The sequence below is a fragment of the Stenotrophomonas sp. FR012 genome (assembly GCF_047520565.2).
In the GTDB taxonomy this organism is placed as follows: domain Bacteria; phylum Pseudomonadota; class Gammaproteobacteria; order Xanthomonadales; family Xanthomonadaceae; genus Stenotrophomonas; species Stenotrophomonas sepilia.
Genome location: NZ_JAXBQL020000003.1, coordinates 343262 through 361746, shown reverse-complemented (window position 1 = coordinate 361746; position 18485 = coordinate 343262). Strand labels below are relative to the sequence as shown.

Below are 18485 nucleotides of genomic sequence, written 5' to 3'. Positions count from 1 at the left end.
TTTTTCCGATGACCGGCATTTGACAGGCACTGAATATCCCGTTAATTGCTGTATTGCGCACCGCAACAACCGCCGTCCGCCTCACCCCCGTGATGTCGATTCCGGTGCCGCCCCCGCCAACCGGAGCCCATCCCGATGACCCGCAAGACCAGCCTGATCGCCGCCGCCGTCGCTGTCGCACTCGGTGGCTCTCCGTTCGTCGCCGCCGCCCAGCAGGCCGGCACCGCCGCCAATACCCTGGACACCGTGATCGTCACCGGCACCCGCGTGGCCGACCGCACCGTCGCCGAATCGCAGTCGCCGATCGACATCATCACCCCCGAAGCGCTGCAGTCCACCGGCACCAGCGAACTGGCCACCGCCCTTTCACGCGCCCTGCCCTCACTGAACTTCCCGCGCCCGGCGCTGACCGACGGCACCAGCGGCGTGCGCCCAGCGCAACTGCGCGGCCTGTCGCCGGACCAGGTGCTGGTGCTGGTCAACGGCAAGCGCCGCCACACCTCAGCGATGATCAACGTCAACGGCAGCATCGGTCGTGGCTCGTCAGCGGTGGACATCAACGCGATCCCGATCGCCGCGATCGAGCGCGTGGAAGTGCTGCGCGACGGCGCGTCGGCGCAGTACGGCTCGGACGCCATTGCCGGCGTCATCAACATCGTGCTCAAGGGCAGCGGCAGTGGCGGCAGCCTGGCCGTGGACTACGGCCAGTACTCCGCCGGCGACGGCAACAAGTACCAGCTTTCCGGCGATACCGGCGTCGAGTTCGGCAACGGCCGAGGCCGCGTGCACGTGGCCGGCCAGATCAGCCAGCAGGATGAAAGCAACCGCGCCGGCCCGTACCGCGGCACCACGCCGAACACCGGCAACTTCCCCAGCATCGGCCAGAAGACCTTCATCGTCGGCGACCCGCGCGTGGATGCCACTGCTGCGTCGGCCAACGCCAGCTTCGACTTCAGCGACCACGTGACCGGCTACGCCAGCGCGCTGCTCAGCAATCGCGACATCACCTCGTTTGCGTTCTACCGTTCGCGCAACCACAGCGGGCAGAGCGCGCTGCTGGCGCAGACCTATCCGGACGGCTACGTGCCGGAGATCAACCAGTATTCCAAGGACCGCTCGCTGGTGGCCGGGGTCAAGGGCAACACCGACAGCGGCTGGACCTGGGACCTGAGCCTGAACCACGGCGAGAACACCCTCGATTTCCACACCCGCAACAGCATCAACTACAGCCTCGGTGCGACCAGCCCGCGCTCGTTCTACGACGGCACGCTGAAGTACCAGCAGGACATCTTCAACGCCGACCTGACCAAGTCGCTGGACTGGGGCCTTGCCTACCCGGTCACGCTGTCCTTCGGCGGTGAGTACCGCAAGGAGAAGTGGGACCAGAACCCGGGCGAACTGAACTCGTACACCGGCAGCGGCGCGCAGGGCTTCGCCGGCTTCACCCCGACCAATGAAGTGCATGCCGACCGCCACAACTACGCGGTCTATGCGGGCCTGGAAGCGGACCTGACCGAGAAGTTCTCGGCCGGCATCACCGGCCGCTACGAGGACTACTCGGACTTCGGCGACCGCTTCTCCGGCAAGCTGTCGGCGCGCTATGCGTTCACCGACAAGGTCGCGCTGCGTGCCACCGCCTCCAGCGGCTTCCGTGCACCGTCGCTGGCGCAGCAGGGCTACCAGGCGGTCACCAGCCAGTTCCTCAATGGCGTGTTCGTTGAACGCGGCACCTTCCCGACCACCAGCCCGGCCGCGCAGGCGCTGGGTGCCTCGCCGTTGAAGGCCGAAACCTCCACCTCCTACAGCCTGGGCCTGGTACTGCAGCCGGTCGACCGTCTGTACATCACCGTCGATGCGTACCAGATCGACATCGATGACCGCATCGCGCTGTCGTCCAGCATCACCACCAACGCCGCCACCAGCGCGCTGCTGGGCACCCTCGGCCTGCCGCAGGTGACCGCGTTCTCGTACTTCACCAACGGCCTGGATACGCGCACCCGCGGCGTCGACTTCGTGTCCAGCTACACGGTGCCATTCAGCGCCAGCAGCCTGGAGCTGACCGCCGCCTACAGCTACAACGACACCGAAGTGCGCCGTGTCGGCGGCACTCCGGCGGTGTTCGGCACCCTGGGCCTGACCCAGTCGCTGATCGGCCGTGATGAGATCGGTCGCATCGAGGACAGCTACCCGCGCGACAAGGCGATCCTGAGCGGCACCTGGCGTTCGGACCACTGGGAACTGGGCCTGGCCGCAACCCGCTACGGCAAGTTCACCGTGCGCAACTCGGCAACCGCGCTGCGCGACCAGACCTACGGCGATGCCTGGGTGGTGGATGCCTCGGCCAGCTACAAGCCGAGCAGCAACTGGACCCTGACCGTGGGCGCCGACAACCTGCTGGACAAGTACCCGGACCGCACCGAAGACCTGCAGAACTCCACCTTCGGCATGCTGCCGTACAGCAACTACTCGCCGTTCGGCTTCAACGGCGCGTATGTGTACGGGCGGATCAAGTACACCTGGTAAGCGGTAATGGAGGCGCCGTGCCCTGCCCGGCGCTGCTCCACACACCCGCCGGCGACGTCGGGGCAGGCGCGGTCCTGACCGTATACGTTGCCAGCTCCTGCACCCGGTTTCCAGGCTGTGCTCTGTTGCACGCGCCTCATAGGCCGTCCCGTGCATAATCAGCGGACCAACGAAGGAGCCGCTCCGTGACGAGAGCCTGCATCACTCGCCGCCATGTGTACGCTGCGCTCGCGTGGGTTGCGCTGGCGGCCCCCCTGTCAGGGTGTTCAGGAGATCACGTGAAACCCAGCTATTCCAAATCGAGCCTTGAGCCGGTCGTCGTCACCCAGCTCTCCGCGTCGAAGCTCCAGGTCCAGTTCAATGAACCGATGGAAAGCATGTATTACGCGGCAGGGATGAGCTATGTCGTGGAAGGGGACACCATGAAAGTCGTTGTCGATCGCTGTCCCATATCCGGCCAATGCACAACCATGCTGCGGCGCGACGTGAAGCCCGGACCTGCTGGCCCGGCCCGTCAGGAAATTCCCTTGATGGCGCCGCGCGTGGTGATGCTGTACGCCGATGGCGAAACACAGATTTTTCCGTAAGGGCATTCCATGAGCGACAAGGTCGTCCTCGGCATCCATAGTCACGTAGACCCCAATACACAGGGGTCGTTCAATCAGTTCGTGGACGGCCACGCCTGGATCTCGGTGACGCGAAACGGCCATACGACGTTCCATGGCCTGTGGCCAGACAACCATCCACTCGTTGAGGACAATGGTCCAGGTTCGGACATCCGCGAAGGCATGGAAGCCCGGGCCACATCTTCGGCCTCACGCTATTACGAATTGACTCCCGAGCAGGTCAAGCGACTTGACCAGGCCTTGGGCGAAAATGTCACCTGGTCATATGGCAATACCTGCGCATCGTGGGCGACCAGTACCGTGAACAAGGTTACTGGGCAGTCCCTGGATGCAGGCGAACTGCTGTTCACCGATACGCCGCGGGAGCTGATCGAGTCCATTCGCAAGGCAGAGCGCGTGCGGCCCACCAGTCCTTCGCAGCCGCAACCGGCAACCGAACGGCCGGAAACCAGCATCCCATCGCTGAGCGATGCCTCGGCATCGCTTCACCAGCAGGCACTCGCCGGCGTCCATGCGCTGGACGCATCGCTGGGTCGCACATCTGATGAATCCAGCCAACGCATGGCGGCCAGCCTCACCCAACTTGCCCGGGCACAAGGTCTGGAACGGATCGACCATGTGGTATTGGGCTTGCCGACTGGTCAGCCCCCAAGGCCGGAGAACATCTTCGTCATTCAAGGAGCCTTGGATGACCCGGGCCATCTGCGTGCCCCCATCAACATTGAAACGGCCCTTCAGCCATCCGTTGCGGAGTCGCTGCGGCAGATTCATCGGTTGGACAAGCAGTTGGCCGCCTCGCCGCAGCAGGCCGAGCCTGCCCTTGAAGAGACCCAGCGCCGGCAGATGGTGTGATCATCGACGGCTACGCCTGGAGCCCCCCATAGGTAGGCACCATTCGGCCCGCCAGGGCCTGCCATCTCTCAACAAGGCTTGATATCTCGCCCGTACAAGCCGCCCACGCAACGATCCGATACGCTGGCCGGGTTTGCCGTATCTGGCCTCATCGGTGAAAATCGGGGCACCCCCGATTTCCTGCGAGTGCCGATGCACCATGACACCGACCTGATCAACATCGTGGCCGTTGGCCTGGGGCTCGCCTTCATCTTCGGCGCGCTGGCCAACAAGCTCCGCTTGTCTCCCCTGGTCGGTTACCTGGTTGCTGGCATCTGCGTAGGCCCGTTCACCCCCGGCTTCGTCGCCGACCAGGCGCTGGCCAACCAGCTGGCCGAACTGGGCGTGATGCTGCTGATGTTCGGCGTCGGCCTGCACTTCTCGCTGAAGGACCTGATGGCGGTCAAGGCCATCGCCATCCCCGGCGCCATCGGCCAGATCGCGGTGGCCACCCTGCTCGGCTGGGGCGTGGCCTCGCTGATGGGCTGGCCGGCCATTCACGGCGTCATCTTTGGTTTCTCGCTGGCCACGGCCAGTACCGTAGTACTGCTGCGGGCGATGGAGGAACGCCGTCTGCTGGAAACCATGCGCGGCAAGATCGCGGTCGGCTGGCTGATCGTGGAAGACCTGGCCTGCGTGCTGGCACTGGTGATGATGCCGGTGATGGCCGGTGTGTTCGGCCCCGACGCGGCCAAGGAGTCGCACTCGCTGGGCAGCGTGCTGGCCGACATCGGCTGGACCTTCGTGCAGCTGGGCCTGTTCGTGGCGGTGATGCTGGTGGTCGGGCGCCGGGTCATCCCTTGGATCCTCGAACGTATCGCCGGTACCGGTTCGCGCGAACTGTTCACCCTGTCGGTGCTGGCAATCGCGCTGGGGGTGGCGTTCGGCTCGGCGATGCTGTTCGGCGTCTCGTTCGCGCTGGGCGCGTTCTTCGCCGGCATGCTGCTCAACGAATCGGAACTGAGCCACAAGGCCGCGCACGATTCGCTGCCGCTGCGCGATGCGTTCGCGGTGTTGTTCTTCGTCTCGGTCGGCATGCTGTTCGACCCCAACATCCTCGTCCAGCATCCGTGGCAGGTGCTGGCCACGGTGCTGATCATCATGTTCGGCAAGTCGGCAGCCGCGTTCTTCATCGTGCGTGCGTTCGGCCACCCGACCAGCACTGCGCTGACCATCTCGGCCAGCCTCGCCCAGATCGGCGAGTTCGCCTTCATCATCGCCGGCCTCGGCGTGGCGCTGCAGATCCTGCCGAAGGAAGGCCAGTCGCTGGTGCTGGCCGGCGCGCTGGTATCGATCATGCTCAACCCGCTGGTGTTCGGCCTGCTCGACCGATGGCAGGCCAAACAGGAAAAGCAGCCGCAAACGCCGGAGCCAGAGGAGGCGACCGGCCCGTCGCGCGACCTGCATGACCATGCCATCGTGATCGGCTATGGCCGGGTGGGCAGCGAGCTGGCCCAGGTACTGCGCGATCGCGGCGTGCCGGTGCTGGTGATCGATGACAACAAGGAGCACGTCGAGCAGGCGCACGCCAGGGGCCTGGCAGCGATCCGTGGCAGCGCCGCCGCCGACCGGGTGCTGGCCGAGGCCCATCCGGAGCGGGCCAAGATCGCAGTGCTGGCGATCCCACAGCCGCTGGAAGCCGGCGAGGCACTGGCCAAGCTGCGTGCGATCAACCCGGACCTGACCCTGCTGGCACGTGCGCACAGCGATGCGGAAGTGAAGCATCTGCTGGAGCACGGTGCCGATGGCACGGTGATGGCCGAGCGCGAGCTGGCCTATTCGCTGGCGGAGATGATCATGTCCACGCCGCCGTACCGGAACCTGAGGCAGCACAACATTCCTGTTGTATGAGGGGTGTGCTTGCGGCAGGGCTTGCAGCCCTGCACCTGCCCAAACAACGGCAACGGCAACGGCAACGACAAGAGCAAAAGCTGGCATTCCGTGGGATCGCGGGGTGGGTCCGCTTGCAGCGGCCGCTGCAAGTACCCCTCCGGGGCCCGGCCCAGCCGCTGGCGGCTGTGCGTTCGGGCGCTTGCGAAGCAGTGCTTCGCAAGCAAAGCGCCCTCACCCATGTAAGCTCGGTCGCCGCTTGCTCGTGTGCGCAATCCTGCGCACACGGCAAGACCGGGGTTGGGCGTCCTGCCCAACCCGCCCGAGGCATGCCTCGGGCCCATGCGGCTCACGCCCCCGCAAGCGGCCCCCCCCCGCCTTCGACAATTTCCCGCGTTCTGCAGTAGATCCACGCCATGCGTGGATGCTGTTTGATGAACTGTCGGAATGTTCGATTCCGATGGTGATCCATCCACGCATGGCGTGGATCTACCAGGATTGATGCCGACCGTCGGCACATGGGGTCAGATCTGTTTTCCACAGGAAAACGGATCTGACCCCGGAAACAAAAAAATCCCCGGTCGACCCGCATCGACCGGGGATCTGGATCGCCACATTGCCACGCCTTGGAGAGGCAGTTCCACCCTAGCGCATCGCGTGGCCGGCGGTGATCGCCTGTGGCGATGACGACCAAGCGCGTGGCTATCAGGCGGCGGCCAGGGCCTGCTCCAGGTCGGCGCGCAGGTCGCCGATGTGTTCGATGCCGATCGACAGCCGCACGGTGTCCTCACTGACGCCGGCCTTGGCCAGCTCCGCGGCATCCAGCTGGCGATGGGTGGTCGAGGCCGGATGGGTGGCCAGTGACTTCGCATCACCCAGGTTGACCAGGCGGGTGAACAGCTTCAGGGCATCGAGGAAGCGCGCGCCGGCTTCACGGCCGCCGGGCAGGCCGAAGGTCAGTACGCCCGAGCCGTGCCCACCCAGATAGCGCTGCGCGGCGCCATGCTCGGGATCGTCGGCCAATCCCGCGTAACGCACCCAAGCGACCTTGTCGTGCGCCTTCAGGAACTGCGCGACGGCCAGTGCATTGGCGTTGATGCGCTCCATGCGCAGGGCCAGGGTCTCGATGCCCTGCAGGATCAGGAACGCATTGAACGGCGACAACGCGGCACCGGTATTGCGCAGCGGGACCACCCGCGCGCGGCCGATGTAGGCCGCCGGCCCCAGTGCTTCGGTATAGACCACGCCGTGGTAACTGGGGTCGGGTTGGTTGAGGCGGGCGAAACGCTTCGGCTGCGCCGCCCAGTCGAAGCGGCCGGAGTCGATGATTGCACCGCCGAGGCTGTTGCCGTGGCCACCCAGGTACTTGGTCAGCGAGTGCACGACGATGTCGGCACCGTGCTCGAACGGGCGCAGCAGGAACGGCGTGGCCACGGTGTTGTCGACGATCAGCGGCACACCCGCGGCATGCGCGACCTCGGCAATGGCGGCGATGTCGGTGACGTTGCCACGCGGGTTGCCGATCGATTCGACGAACACCGCCTTGGTGCGCTCGTCGATCAGCGCGGCGAACGCAGAAGGATCGGCCGGGTCGGCGAAGCGCGCCTGGATGGCATACTGCGGCAGCGTGTGTGCCAGCAGGTTGAGGCTGCCGCCATACAGCGCGCTGGAGGCGACGATGTTGTCACCGGCCTCGGCGATGGTCTGGAGGGCATAGGTGATCGCGGCCTGCCCCGAGGCCAGCGCCAGCGCACCGATGCCACCTTCCAGTGCGGCCAGGCGTTGCTCCAGCACGTCGGTGGTAGGGTTCATGATGCGGGTGTAGATATTGCCGGGCACCTTCAGGTCGAACAGATCGGCGCCGTGCTGGGTGTCATCGAAGGCATACGCCACGGTCTGGTAGATCGGCACCGCCACCGCGCGGGTGGTCGGGTCGGGACGGTAGCCACCGTGCACGGCCAGGGTTTCCAGTTGCCACTGCGGTTCGCTCATTGCACCAGGCTCCATCCGGGGAAACCGCCACCATAGGCCAGCCCGCGCCCGCCACTGAAAGCCACTGGCGATGACGCCCGTACCGGCGGTTATCAGGTTGGCCGCGATTCAGGCAGTCGTCATGGGGCGCTGCTAGGCTGCGCCGCCGGGCGCTGCTGCCCGGGCACGGAGGCCCCACCCATGCAGCCATCGCCCTGGCATCCCACCACCAGCAGTTCGCCTACGTCGGTCATGCTGGTAGAGGACGACCGTCGCCTGGCCGAACTGGTGAGCGACTACCTCCACCAGCATGGCTTCACCGTGCAGCACATCGCACGCGGCGACCTGGCCGGCGCGGCCTGCCGCCAGCACGCGCCGGAGCTGGTGGTGCTGGACCTGATGCTGCCCGGCCTGGGCGGCATCGACGTGTGCCGCCAGATCCGCAGCTTCTCCGATGTGCCGATCCTGATGCTGACCGCCTGCGAGGACGACATCGAACAGGTGCTGGGCCTGGAATCGGGCGCCGACGACTATGTGCACAAGCCCATCGAACCACGCCTGCTTCTGGCCCGGCTGCGCGCCCTGCTGCGCCGCCGCCACGGCAGCAGCAACACCGGCACGCCCAGCCGGCTGATGCACGGTGAACTGCTGATCGACCGCATGCAGCGTGAGGTACACCTGCACGGTGCCACGGTGGACGTGGGCACCACCGAATTCGAGATCCTGTGGCTGCTGGCCAGCCAGCCGGGGCAGATCCTGTCCCGTGACCAGATCCTGCAGGCGGTGCGCGGTATCGGCTTCGACGGCCTGGACCGCAGCGTTGACGTCTGCATCGGCAAGCTGCGTCGCAAGCTCGGCGACGATGCGCGCGAGCCGCGGCGGATCAAGACCGTGTGGGGCCGCGGCTACCAGTTCAATCCGTCGGCCTGGACGGCATGAAGCGGCTGTTCCTGTGGCTGTGGTTCATCACCGGCGCCTGTTTCCTGGCCTCGGTGTTCTTTCTCAACCGGGTGCTCGACAGCATCTATACGCCCGTGCAGGATCGCGTTTTCGTCCAGCAGGTGCGCGGGCAGGTGTACGCCCTGCGCAGCGGCCTGGCCGGCCTGGACGGTAGCCAGCAGCGTGAGCGCCTGCAGCAGTGGCAACCGCACTATGGCATCGCATTGACCCTGCTCGACAAGCCTCCCGCGCTGGCCCCACAGGAACAGGCAGCCGTGCAGGCCGATGGCTTCATCGTGCGCGATCAGTACCAGCAGGTCCTGCTGCCCATCGAAGGCATCGATGGTCGCTGGTTGCACCTGCGCGTGCCTGGCGCGGTGCAGATGACCACGTACATGACCATCGCGGCCTACCTCAGCATTCTGCTGCTGGTCGGCGCCAGCCTGTACGCCTGGGTGCGCCTGCTCTGGCGCGATCTGGATGCCCTGCGCGTGCATGCCGACCGCATCGGCGCCGGCGATCTGCAGGCACGCGCGCAGGTCTCGCCACGCTCGCAGATCCGGGTCATCGTCGACCATTCCAACCGCATGGCCGCGCGCGTGGCCGAACTGGTACAGCGCCAGCGCGACCTGACCCATGCGATCTCCCACGAACTGCGTACGCCGATCGCGCGCGTGGCCTTCGGCCTGGACCTGATGCAGGACAGCGATGACCGCGAGCGCCGCGAACGACTGGCGCAGGGCCTGCATGGCGACCTGGCCGAGCTCAACCGGCTGGTCAGCGAACTGCTGGCCTACGAACGGCTGGAGCATCCCAGCGAGGGCGAACCGATGCAGCGGATCGAAGCCAACGACTGGCTGCAGGCCTGCCTGGCCGATGCCCGCCGCGATGCCGAACGTGCCGGCCTGGTGCTGCGCGTGCAGCCCAGCGCCCTGCCTCGGCTGGAAGCGGAACCGCGCCTGCTGCAGCTGGCGCTGAGCAATCTGGTCGGCAATGCCCTGCGCCACGCGCGCTCGCAGGTGGACGTGTCGCTGGTGAGTGTGGGCGGGCGCGCCTGCCTGCGCGTGGACGACGACGGCCCCGGCATCGCCGAGGCTGACCGCGAAAAGGTGGTCCGCCCGTTCACCCGCCTGGATGACAGCCGCAGCCGCGACACCGGCGGCTTCGGCCTGGGCCTGGCGATCGTCGGCCGCATTGCCGCACGCCACCACGGCGAACTGCGCATCGGTCGCGCCGCCCTCGGCGGCGCACGCCTGGAAATGCACTGGCCGCTGGCTGCCAGCTGAACGCCCACGGGCGCAATTACAGTTGATTACAACTCCCGCACAACTGCGGACGGATCGGTCGCCGGCGTATCGCCACGCTAGCGACCCTGCAGCACTCGCCGGATGCGCGCGCTGCTTTCCTCCCATTGTCGAGAGTTTCCATGTCCCAGCTTCGCCGTTCCCCCGCCCTGCTCCACCTGGCCCTGTTGCCGCTGTTCGCCGCCCCGATCGCCCACGCCAAGGATGACCACTGGACCTTCGAGCTCGCCGCCGGCGGTGGCGTGGCGCCGCGCTACAGCGGCAGCGAGGAGTACCGTGCGACGCCTTCGCTGTCCTTCGATGTCACCTCGCCGGGGGGCTGGTTTCTGGGCACCAGTGGCATCGGCTGGGGCACGACCCTCGGCGAGCACACCCGCGTGCGCGCCTATGTCGGTGCCAGCGGTATCCGCAGGGACAAGGATTCGCTGCTCGGCGGTTCGGACTTCCTGCGCGGCATGGGCAATATCGATACCCGTCCCCTGGTCGGTGTCTCGGCTGGATATACGCTGGGCGAGGCCGTGCTGAGCGGCTCCTGGCAGTTCACCCGCAAGGACGAGGACAAGGCTGAGAACGGACTGGCTACCCAGCAGATCCACCTGAACCTGAGCATGCCGCTGTTCGACCTGGCCGGTGGCGTGGTCAGCGGCAGCGTCTCCACCGACTACGGCAACCGTGGCTACATGCAGACCTGGTACGGCGTCAGTCCGGAACAGGCCGCGCGCACCGGCTTTGCCGAGCACAAACCGAAGGCGGGCCTGGTCAGCGCCGGTGTCGGCCTGAAGTGGAGCCACCGCGTGGGCCGTAATGGCAACTGGTACATCTCGGCCGAAGGCACGCGCCTGCTCGGCGATGCCGCCGACAGCCCGATCGTGCAGAAGGCCAACCAGTTCGGCGTGATGAGCGGCTATACGCACCGCTTCTGATGCATGAAGGGCGCCGCGGGGCGCCCTCTTTTGCTGCGATCAGTGGCAGGCTTGTGCGGCGCCGCTGCCGCACAAGCCGACCTCGCGCAGCCAGCCGATCCACTGCACGACGTCGTCCTTCTCCGGCTCGGCGCGGAACGACTTCTGCACGGTGTGGAAGCCCTGCCTGCCCTGCATGCCCTTGATCCAGGTGAACTCCGGTTTGCCGGTGCCGGGGTTCAGCGGGCAACTGAGCATCAGCAACGCGAATGGCCGTCCGCCCTCCTCGCCTTCGCGGATCCAGTGGCTCTGCGCTGCCGGACAGGCCATGCGCCACCCCGCCTCGATGATGCCGAGGAACTCGCGCGGACTCACATGGCCACTGTTCGGCGCATCATTGACAGTGACCATGTCGGTCCAGTCCTGCACGGTCTGGCCCTGCGGCACGTACTCGGTGATGCGGTTGCCTTGTGCGTCGGTGCTCTGGTGGGCCTGCTGGTAACCCTTCATCGGCGGCAGCTGGACCTGTTCGACGGCTGCAGCGTGTCCAGAAACAGCAGCGAGCGCCAGCGCCAGCGCCAGCGCCATGCAGAGTGAAACCCTTCGGGTAACGTCCATGCGGTTCTCCTCGTCCTTGCGAAAGTGAAACGGGATCATTGTGCCTTGCCAGGGCTTTGGTGGCGCGCCAGCCAGGGCAGGCGCGCCACCGGTTCAAGCCTTGGCGAAGACCAGGCGTCCCCCGTCGTTGCCGACTTCGATGGTGTCACCGTTGACGAAGGCACCGGACAGGATCTGCTGCGCCAGCGGATTCTCCAGCTGCGACTGGATCGCGCGCTTCAGCGGGCGCGCGCCATACACCGGGTCGAAGCCGACGTTGCCGAGCAGATCGAATGCCGCATCGGAGACCGCCAGCTTCAAACCGCGCTCGGCCAGGCGCTTCTCCAGCCCGCGCATCTGGATGCGTGCGATCTGCTTGATCTGCTGCTTGTCCAGCGGGTGGAACACCACGATGTCGTCCAGGCGGTTGATGAACTCCGGACGGAAGTGCGCCTGCACCACGCCCATCACTGCTGCCTTCATCTGCGTGTAGGCCTCCGGGCTGTCGTCGCTGCTCATGTCCTGGATCTGATGCGAGCCCAGGTTCGAGGTCATCACGATGACGGTGTTGCGGAAGTCCACAGTGCGGCCCTGGCCGTCGGTCAGGCGGCCATCGTCCAGCACCTGCAGCAGGATGTTGAACACATCCGGATGCGCCTTCTCCACCTCATCGAGCAGGATCAGCGAATACGGGCGACGACGCACGGCCTCGGTCAGGTAACCGCCTTCCTCGTAGCCGACGTAGCCTGGGGGCGCACCGATCAGGCGGGCGACGCTGTGCTTTTCCATGAACTCGCTCATGTCGATGCGGATCATCGCGTCGGCACTGTCGAACAGGAACTCGGCCAGCGACTTGCACAGCTCGGTCTTGCCGACGCCGGTCGGGCCGAGGAACAGGAACGAGCCGGCCGGACGATTCGGATCGGACAGGCCGGCACGCGAGCGGCGTACCGCATCGGAGACGACCTTGATCGCCTCTTCCTGGCCGACCACACGGTTGTGCAGCACTTCTTCCATGCGCAGCAGCTTGTCGCGCTCGCCTTCGAGCATCTTGTTGACCGGGATGCCGGTCCAGCGCGAAACGACCTCGGCGATCTCCTCATCGGTCACGCGGTCCTGTACCAGCTTGAAGTCCTTGTGCTCGGCTTCCTGCGCGGCGGCCAGCTGCTTTTCCAGTTGCGGCAACAGGCCATACTGGATTTCGCTCATCTTGGCGAAATCCTGGCGGCGCTGCGCAGCTTCCAGCTCAAGCTTGGCCTGCTCGACCTGTTCCTTGATCTTGGTGGCGCCCTGCAGCGCCGCCTTCTCCGACTTCCAGATTTCATTGAGGTCGGAGAACTCGCGCTCCAGCCCGTCGATATCGTTCTCCAGGTCGGCCAGGCGCTGCCGCGAGGCTTCGTCCTTTTCCTTCTTCAGCATCTCGCGCTGGATCTTCAGCTGGATTACCCGGCGTTCCAGGCGATCCAGCTCCTCCGGCTTGGAATCGATCTCCATGCGCAGTCGCGAGGCGGCTTCGTCCATCAGGTCGATGGCCTTGTCCGGCAGCTGGCGGTCGGTGATGTAGCGGTTGGACAGCGTGGCGGCAGCCACGATGGCCGGGTCGGTGATTTCCACACCGTGGTGCACGGCGTACTTTTCCTTCAGCCCGCGCAGGATCGCGATGGTGTCCTCCACCGTGGGTTCGCCGACGAACACCTTCTGGAAGCGGCGCTCCAGCGCGGCGTCCTTCTCGATGTATTTGCGGTACTCATCCAGCGTGGTCGCGCCGATGCAGTGCAGCTCGCCACGCGCCAGGGCGGGCTTCAGCATGTTGCCGGCATCCATCGCGCCATCAGCCTTGCCGGCGCCGACCATGGTGTGCAGCTCGTCGATGAACAGGATGATCTGTCCTTCGTTCTTGGCCAGGTCGTTGAGCACGCCCTTCAGGCGCTCCTCGAATTCACCGCGGAACTTGGCGCCGGCGATCAGCGCGCCCATGTCCAGCGACAGCACACGCTTGCCGCGCAGGCCTTCGGGCACTTCGTCATTGATGATGCGCTGGGCGAGCCCTTCCACGATCGCGGTCTTGCCCACGCCGGGCTCGCCGATGAGCACCGGGTTGTTCTTGGTCCGGCGCTGCAGCACCTGGATGGTGCGGCGGATTTCCTCGTCACGGCCGATCACCGGGTCGAGCTTGCCGCTCTCGGCGCGCGCGGTCAGGTCGATGGTGTACTTCTCCAGCGCCTGCCGCTGCTCCTCGGCGTTCTCCGACTGCACGTTCTCGCCGCCGCGCAGCTTGTCGATAGCCGCCTGCAGGCGGGTCTTGTCGGCACCGGCGGCGCGCAGCGCCATGCCCAGCGTGCCGCCGTCTTCCAGCGCCGCGAGCACGAACCACTCGCTGGCAATGAAGGCATCGCCGTGCTGCTGGGCCAGCTTGTCGGTCTGGTTCAGCAGGCGCCCCAGGTCATTGCCCATCGAGACGTTGCCGGCCTGGCCGGACACCTTCGGCAGTGCATCCAGCGCCTCGGTCAGGCGCTCGCGCAGCACCGGCACGTTCACCCCGGCCTGGGCCAGCAGCGGGCGCGTGCTGCCGCCCTGCTGGTCAAGCAGCGCGCTGAACAGGTGAACCGGTTCGATGATGCTGTTGTCGCGGCCCACGGCCAGCGACTGTGCGTCTGCCAGCGCCTGCTGGAAACGCGAGGTGAGCTTGTCCATCCGCATTGCGAATCCTCATCGGTCATCAGGGCCGGCCCGCGCCGGCGATGCTGGGAAGATGCGGTTGCCCCACCCCGTTTCAAGGGTGGCTGCGACTGCACCCCGAGGCCAGTCAGCCTGCGGCCAGCATGCCGGAACGGGTGTGGTCGGCGCGTTGATCCCGATCAGTTCGGCGCGGTGAGCGGACTCAGCCGGTGATCGCGCTGCGGATCGCCCGCAGCTGCTGCTTGACCGCCCGCGCCTGCGCGTCGTCCATGCGCAACAGCGCCTTCTGGCCTATCGAGCGCGACTGCAGGGTGGAATCGACGAAGCGGTAGCGACCGCGCTCATCACGCTGCACCAATGGCGCCTGCACCAGTTCCGGGGTCTCCAGCAGATGGTCGATCACCGCCACCAGACGGTCGTTGAAGTAGCCCTCGGGCCGGCCCAGGTCGACGTAGGCCTGCTGGATCAACGGATAGAAGCGCTTGTACGCCGTAGCCGTTGCCGCTGGATCCAGCGCAGTGAAGGCCTGCACATAGGGCGCGTAACGCGCCGAGTTGCTTGGCGCGATGCGTTCCCCGCCCTCGCCAGGCTCGACCTGCAGGTTGCCCGGCAGCGGCCGTGCGGCCAGCGCCGTCGGCGGCACGCTTGGTTTGTCCAGGTTGTCGACCTGGGTGACCAGGCGCTGGATCAGGTGATCGCGCAGCAGCAGGGTCATCGGGCCCTCGCCCTGGAACAGCTGGCTCAATGCGCCCCAGGCAGCCGCATCACTGTCGGCCAACTTGGGCAGCGCCGGGTCAGCGGCGGCCTCGGTGTCCAGCGGATGCCTGATCGGCGGCGGTGCTGGCGCGGGGTCCGCGGCCGCCTGCGGTTGCGGCGGTGCGCTGGTGCCGGCGGGGGTTGAGTGCACCGGCACCGGCACCGAAGCACCGTCTGCCAGGTGCCTCAGCTGATCGCGGAACAACCAACCGCCCGCGCCGCCGATCACCACCACACCCAGCACCCAGGGCCATACCGCCTTTCCACTCTGCATGATGCAGCACCTCGTTTCACACGCATGGAGAAGGTGTGACCCCACCGGTTCCAGCCGGTTCCCTGCCTGTTCCGCTGCCGTTCGGCTTCGGCCCACGCCAAAGCCGCGCTCACGCCTGCTTTGCGTGCCGCGCGCGAGGCTGTGGGCCTTGTCCTGCGGAGACACTGCCATGCAGTATGCGCTGTACTACTGGACCGGTATCCAGGGCCGTGGCGAGTTCGTGCGCCTGGCGCTGGAAGATGCCGGCGCCGACTACATCGACATGGCGCGGGTGCACGGTGATGCGGTGATGCAACCGTTTCTCGACGGCAGCAGTGACGGGGCACAGCCCTTCGCGCCGCCGTTCCTGAAGGCCGGTCGCCAGGTCATTGCGCAGGTCGCCGCCATCCTGGACTTCCTCGGCCCGACGCTGGATCTGGTGCCGCAGGCCGCATCGCGGCGGATGCAGGCGTTGCAACTGCAGTTGACCATCGCTGACCTGGTGGCCGAGGTGCATGACACTCACCATCCGATCGCCGCATCAAAATACTACGAAGAGCAGAAGACCGAGGCCAAGGCACGTGCCGCGTCGCTGCGCAGCGAGCGCCTGCCGAAGTTCCTGGGCTACTTCGAACGGGTGCTCGCCGCCAACGGTGGCCGCCATGCACTGCGCGAGCATTCGTATGTGGACCTGTCGCTGTTCCAGCTGCTGAGTGGTCTGGACTACATGTTCCCGCGCCGCATGCAGGCACTGGCGCCCGCCGTGCCCCTGCTGCGCGCGCTGCAGGAGCGGGTGGCGAAGCGGCCGAACATCGCCGCCTACCTGGGCTCGGAACGGCGGCTGGCATTCAACACGAATGGCATCTTCCGCCATTACCCGGAGCTGGACGCCGAGCGGTAGTGCCGGCCGCTGGCCGGCAGAGCGCGCTGTAAGCATTCGCCGCCTGCAACACGTCCCTGTAGAGCCGAGCCATGCTCGGCTCAGAGCAGCCGAGCGCAGGCTCGCCTCTACAAGGCGGCAGAAGCAGAAGGGCCGGCAATGCGCCGGCCCTTGGATACCCATGAGCATGCCGGCCAACGGCCGGCACTACCGTGGGATCAGCTGTTCCCACCCAGCGGCTTCACCGGCTGCTTCTGCAGCGACAGCAAGCCCAGCAGCACCGCCAGGGCCACGTAGGCACCGGCAAACTGCAAACTGATGATGCGCGCCAATCCTTCCAGCTCCCACGGCAGGTAGATGCCGCCGCGCGGATCCACCGAGTGGATCAGCCCGAACAGGGTCAGCACCGCCGCCACCAGCAGGAAGCCGCAGGCACGGCGCAGGCGGCCATCGACCATCGCCGCCACCGCCGAAATCCACAGCATCGAGGTGATGATGAAGCCGTTGCCGAGGGTGAAGATCACCGCCAGCTCCGGCAGGCCGTGGCCGTCGAGCTTGGTCAGCAGCTGGGGCAGCTGATCCGGTGTGATCCAGCCGGGTGCCTTGATCGCCAGCAGGTAGGCCACCGACGGCAGGAAACCGAACACCATCGCGCCGGTATGGTGGCGCGGCGTGGCCTGGAAGGCCTGGGTGGTGATGTCGATGGCCACGTACACGATGATCGGTGCCAGCACCGCCAGCGGCAGCCACTGCACCAGCCCGGAGATGATGCCAAGCATGCCGCCGATGCCGACGAACAGGCCAGTCAGCAGCGTATAGCCGCTGCGCGCGCCCATGTGCTTGTACGCAGGCTGGCCGATGTACGGCGTGGTCTGCGCCACGCCGCCACAGACGCCTGCCACCAGCGTAGCCACCGCTTCCACCAGCAGGATGTCGCGGGTGCGGTAGTCATCGCCGGCCGCACGCGCGCTTTCAGAAACATTGATGCCGCCGACCACCATCAGCAGGCCGAACGGCAGCAGCAGCGGCAGGTAGGTCATCGCGGTGGGCAGGCCGTCGAGGAAGCCCAGTGTCGGCAGCGGCAGCACCACCTGCGGCGGCACCCACTCCGGTACATGGAAGCCGGGGGCGCCCAGCCCGGCCAGGCCCAGGCCGTAGTACAGCGCGGTGCCGAACACGAAGGCCAGCAGCACGCCCGGGCCTCGCACCGGCAGCTTGCCCTTGGCGATCAGCACGTACAGCAGCAGGCCCAGCGTGGTGAAGCCGACCAGCGGCGAGCGCAGCGTCTCCAGCAGCGGCAACAGGCCCATCAGCACCAGCGCGATGCCGGCGATGGAACCCAGCAGCGCGGCACGCGGCAGCGCACGGGTGACTGCTTCACCGAAGAACGACAGCACGAACTTGAGCACGCCCATGATGACCAGCGCCGCCATGCCCAGCTGCCAGGTGGCGATGCCCGCCGCGTGCGGGTCCATGCCCTGCTGCTTGAACGCGATGAAGGCCGGGCCAAGCACCAGCAGGGCCATGCCGATGCTGGTGGGGGCATCCAGGCCGAGCGGCATGGCGGTGACGTCGTCACGGCCGCTGCGCGCGGCCAGCCGGCGTGCCATCAGGGTGTACAGCAGATTGCCTATCAGCACGCCGAAGGCCGTGCCTGGGAACATGCGGCCGAACACCACGTCGGCGGGGAACTGGAAGATCCCGACCAGGGCCATGGCGATGAAGCCGAGGATGGAAAGGTTGTCGACGACCAGGCCGAAGAAGCCGTTGAAGTCGCCGGCGACGAACCAGCGACGCGGTGCGGCGGAAGCGGGAGCGGACATGGAAGGGGCGGTGGGGGTGGGGACCGCCGATGGTAGGCCCAGCGGCGCCTGGGCGCCAATTCCATCGTGGAATGATGGGTTCCAGCCAACGGCGGGGCCCCTCGTGGCTGGGCGCGGGTAGAGCCGACTGTTAGTCGACTGGCATTGCCAGTTGGGCCGGTCGGGACCGGCCCCTGACAATTTCCTGCGCGTGCCAGCCACGGAAGAGAATCAAAAGATCAAAAGCAAAGGCAGGCTCTCGTTGTAGCGCCGAGCGCATGCTCGGCTGCTGTACGCGAAGCTTCTGAGCCGAGCACGGTTCGGCTCCACAAGAACAATTCGATCATTTCCACGCTATCCACGCATGGCGTGGATCTACCGGCAGATCGCGATGATCTGTCTAAGCCGGGGTGGGTCCGGTTGCGGGGGCGTGAGCCGCATGGATGCGGCGACCGAGCTTACATGGGTGAGGGCGCTTTGCTTGCGAAGCATTGCTTCGCAAGCGCCCGAACGCACAGCCGCCAGCGGCTGG

General features: G+C 66.5%; 13 protein-coding genes. 8 read left to right on the top strand and 5 right to left on the bottom strand.

The features are described from left to right. The first annotated feature begins 135 nt into the window (after positions 1-135). The 4 genes from ACM0O9_RS07795 to ybaL all read left to right on the top strand — a co-directional run bounded on the left by ACM0O9_RS07795 (position 136) and on the right by ybaL (position 5891). Positions 136-2523, top strand: coding sequence for a TonB-dependent receptor plug domain-containing protein (locus ACM0O9_RS07795; RefSeq protein ID WP_065185251.1), 2388 nt, complete (start codon positions 136-138; stop codon positions 2521-2523). Positions 2524-2801: 278 nt separating this feature from the next. Further along, complete coding sequence (locus tag ACM0O9_RS07790; RefSeq protein WP_005418535.1) at positions 2802-3110, top strand: hypothetical protein; 309 nt, start codon at positions 2802-2804, stop codon at positions 3108-3110. Between the two features lie 9 nt (positions 3111-3119). Continuing rightward, positions 3120-4001, top strand: coding sequence for an XVIPCD domain-containing protein (locus ACM0O9_RS07785; protein WP_235649162.1), 882 nt, complete (start codon positions 3120-3122; stop codon positions 3999-4001). 192 nt (positions 4002-4193) lie between these two features. Beyond that, positions 4194-5891 (top strand): YbaL family putative K(+) efflux transporter, encoded by a 1698-nt coding sequence (gene ybaL, locus ACM0O9_RS07780; protein ID WP_065178909.1) that lies wholly within the window; start codon positions 4194-4196, stop codon positions 5889-5891. A 684-nt stretch (positions 5892-6575) separates the two neighbouring features. Here ybaL and ACM0O9_RS07775 read toward each other — a convergent pair. Continuing rightward, positions 6576-7862, bottom strand: coding sequence for an O-acetylhomoserine aminocarboxypropyltransferase/cysteine synthase family protein (locus ACM0O9_RS07775; RefSeq protein ID WP_065178910.1), 1287 nt, complete (start codon positions 7860-7862; stop codon positions 6576-6578). A 180-nt stretch (positions 7863-8042) separates the two neighbouring features. Between ACM0O9_RS07775 and ACM0O9_RS07770 the strand changes: the two genes are divergently transcribed. The 3 genes from ACM0O9_RS07770 (at position 8043) to ACM0O9_RS07760 (ending at position 11007) form a co-directional block, all read left to right on the top strand. Then, a complete protein-coding gene (locus tag ACM0O9_RS07770) occupies positions 8043-8780 on the top strand; it encodes a winged helix-turn-helix domain-containing protein (protein WP_065178911.1) in 738 nt (245 codons plus the stop codon). Continuing rightward, entirely contained in the window at positions 8777-10066 is a 1290-nt protein-coding gene (locus ACM0O9_RS07765; protein WP_235649160.1) for an ATP-binding protein, read from the top strand. Before ACM0O9_RS07770 ends, ACM0O9_RS07765 begins: the two co-directional genes overlap by 4 nt. 140 nt (positions 10067-10206) lie before the next feature. After that, a complete protein-coding gene (locus ACM0O9_RS07760) occupies positions 10207-11007 on the top strand; it encodes a MipA/OmpV family protein (protein WP_065178913.1) in 801 nt (266 codons plus the stop codon). A 39-nt stretch (positions 11008-11046) separates the two neighbouring features. Here ACM0O9_RS07760 and ACM0O9_RS07755 read toward each other — a convergent pair whose 3' ends face one another. The 3 genes from ACM0O9_RS07755 to ACM0O9_RS07745 form a co-directional block, all read right to left on the bottom strand. Next, positions 11047-11604 (bottom strand): hypothetical protein, encoded by a 558-nt coding sequence (locus ACM0O9_RS07755; protein ID WP_235646283.1) that lies wholly within the window; start codon positions 11602-11604, stop codon positions 11047-11049. A gap of 93 nt (positions 11605-11697) precedes the next feature. Continuing rightward, the gene (gene clpB / locus ACM0O9_RS07750) at positions 11698-14283 is read right to left on the bottom strand and encodes an ATP-dependent chaperone ClpB (protein WP_065178915.1); all 2586 of its coding nucleotides are present in this window, start codon (positions 14281-14283) and stop codon (positions 11698-11700) included. Between the two features lie 181 nt (positions 14284-14464). Next, positions 14465-15292, bottom strand: a complete 828-nt coding sequence (locus ACM0O9_RS07745) for a DUF3014 domain-containing protein (protein WP_235649159.1) — start codon at positions 15290-15292, stop codon at positions 14465-14467. A 169-nt stretch (positions 15293-15461) separates the two neighbouring features. Here ACM0O9_RS07745 and ACM0O9_RS07740 point away from each other — a divergent pair, with 169 nt between their 5' ends. After that, positions 15462-16172: a glutathione S-transferase gene (locus ACM0O9_RS07740; RefSeq protein ID WP_065196686.1), complete on the top strand. Its 711-nt coding sequence runs from the start codon at positions 15462-15464 to the stop codon at positions 16170-16172. 197 nt (positions 16173-16369) lie between these two features. Here the strand turns inward: ACM0O9_RS07740 and ACM0O9_RS07735 are convergent, their stop codons facing one another. Further along, entirely contained in the window at positions 16370-17974 is a 1605-nt protein-coding gene (locus tag ACM0O9_RS07735; protein WP_164093309.1) for a SulP family inorganic anion transporter, read from the bottom strand. Positions 17975-18485 lie beyond the last annotated feature (511 nt).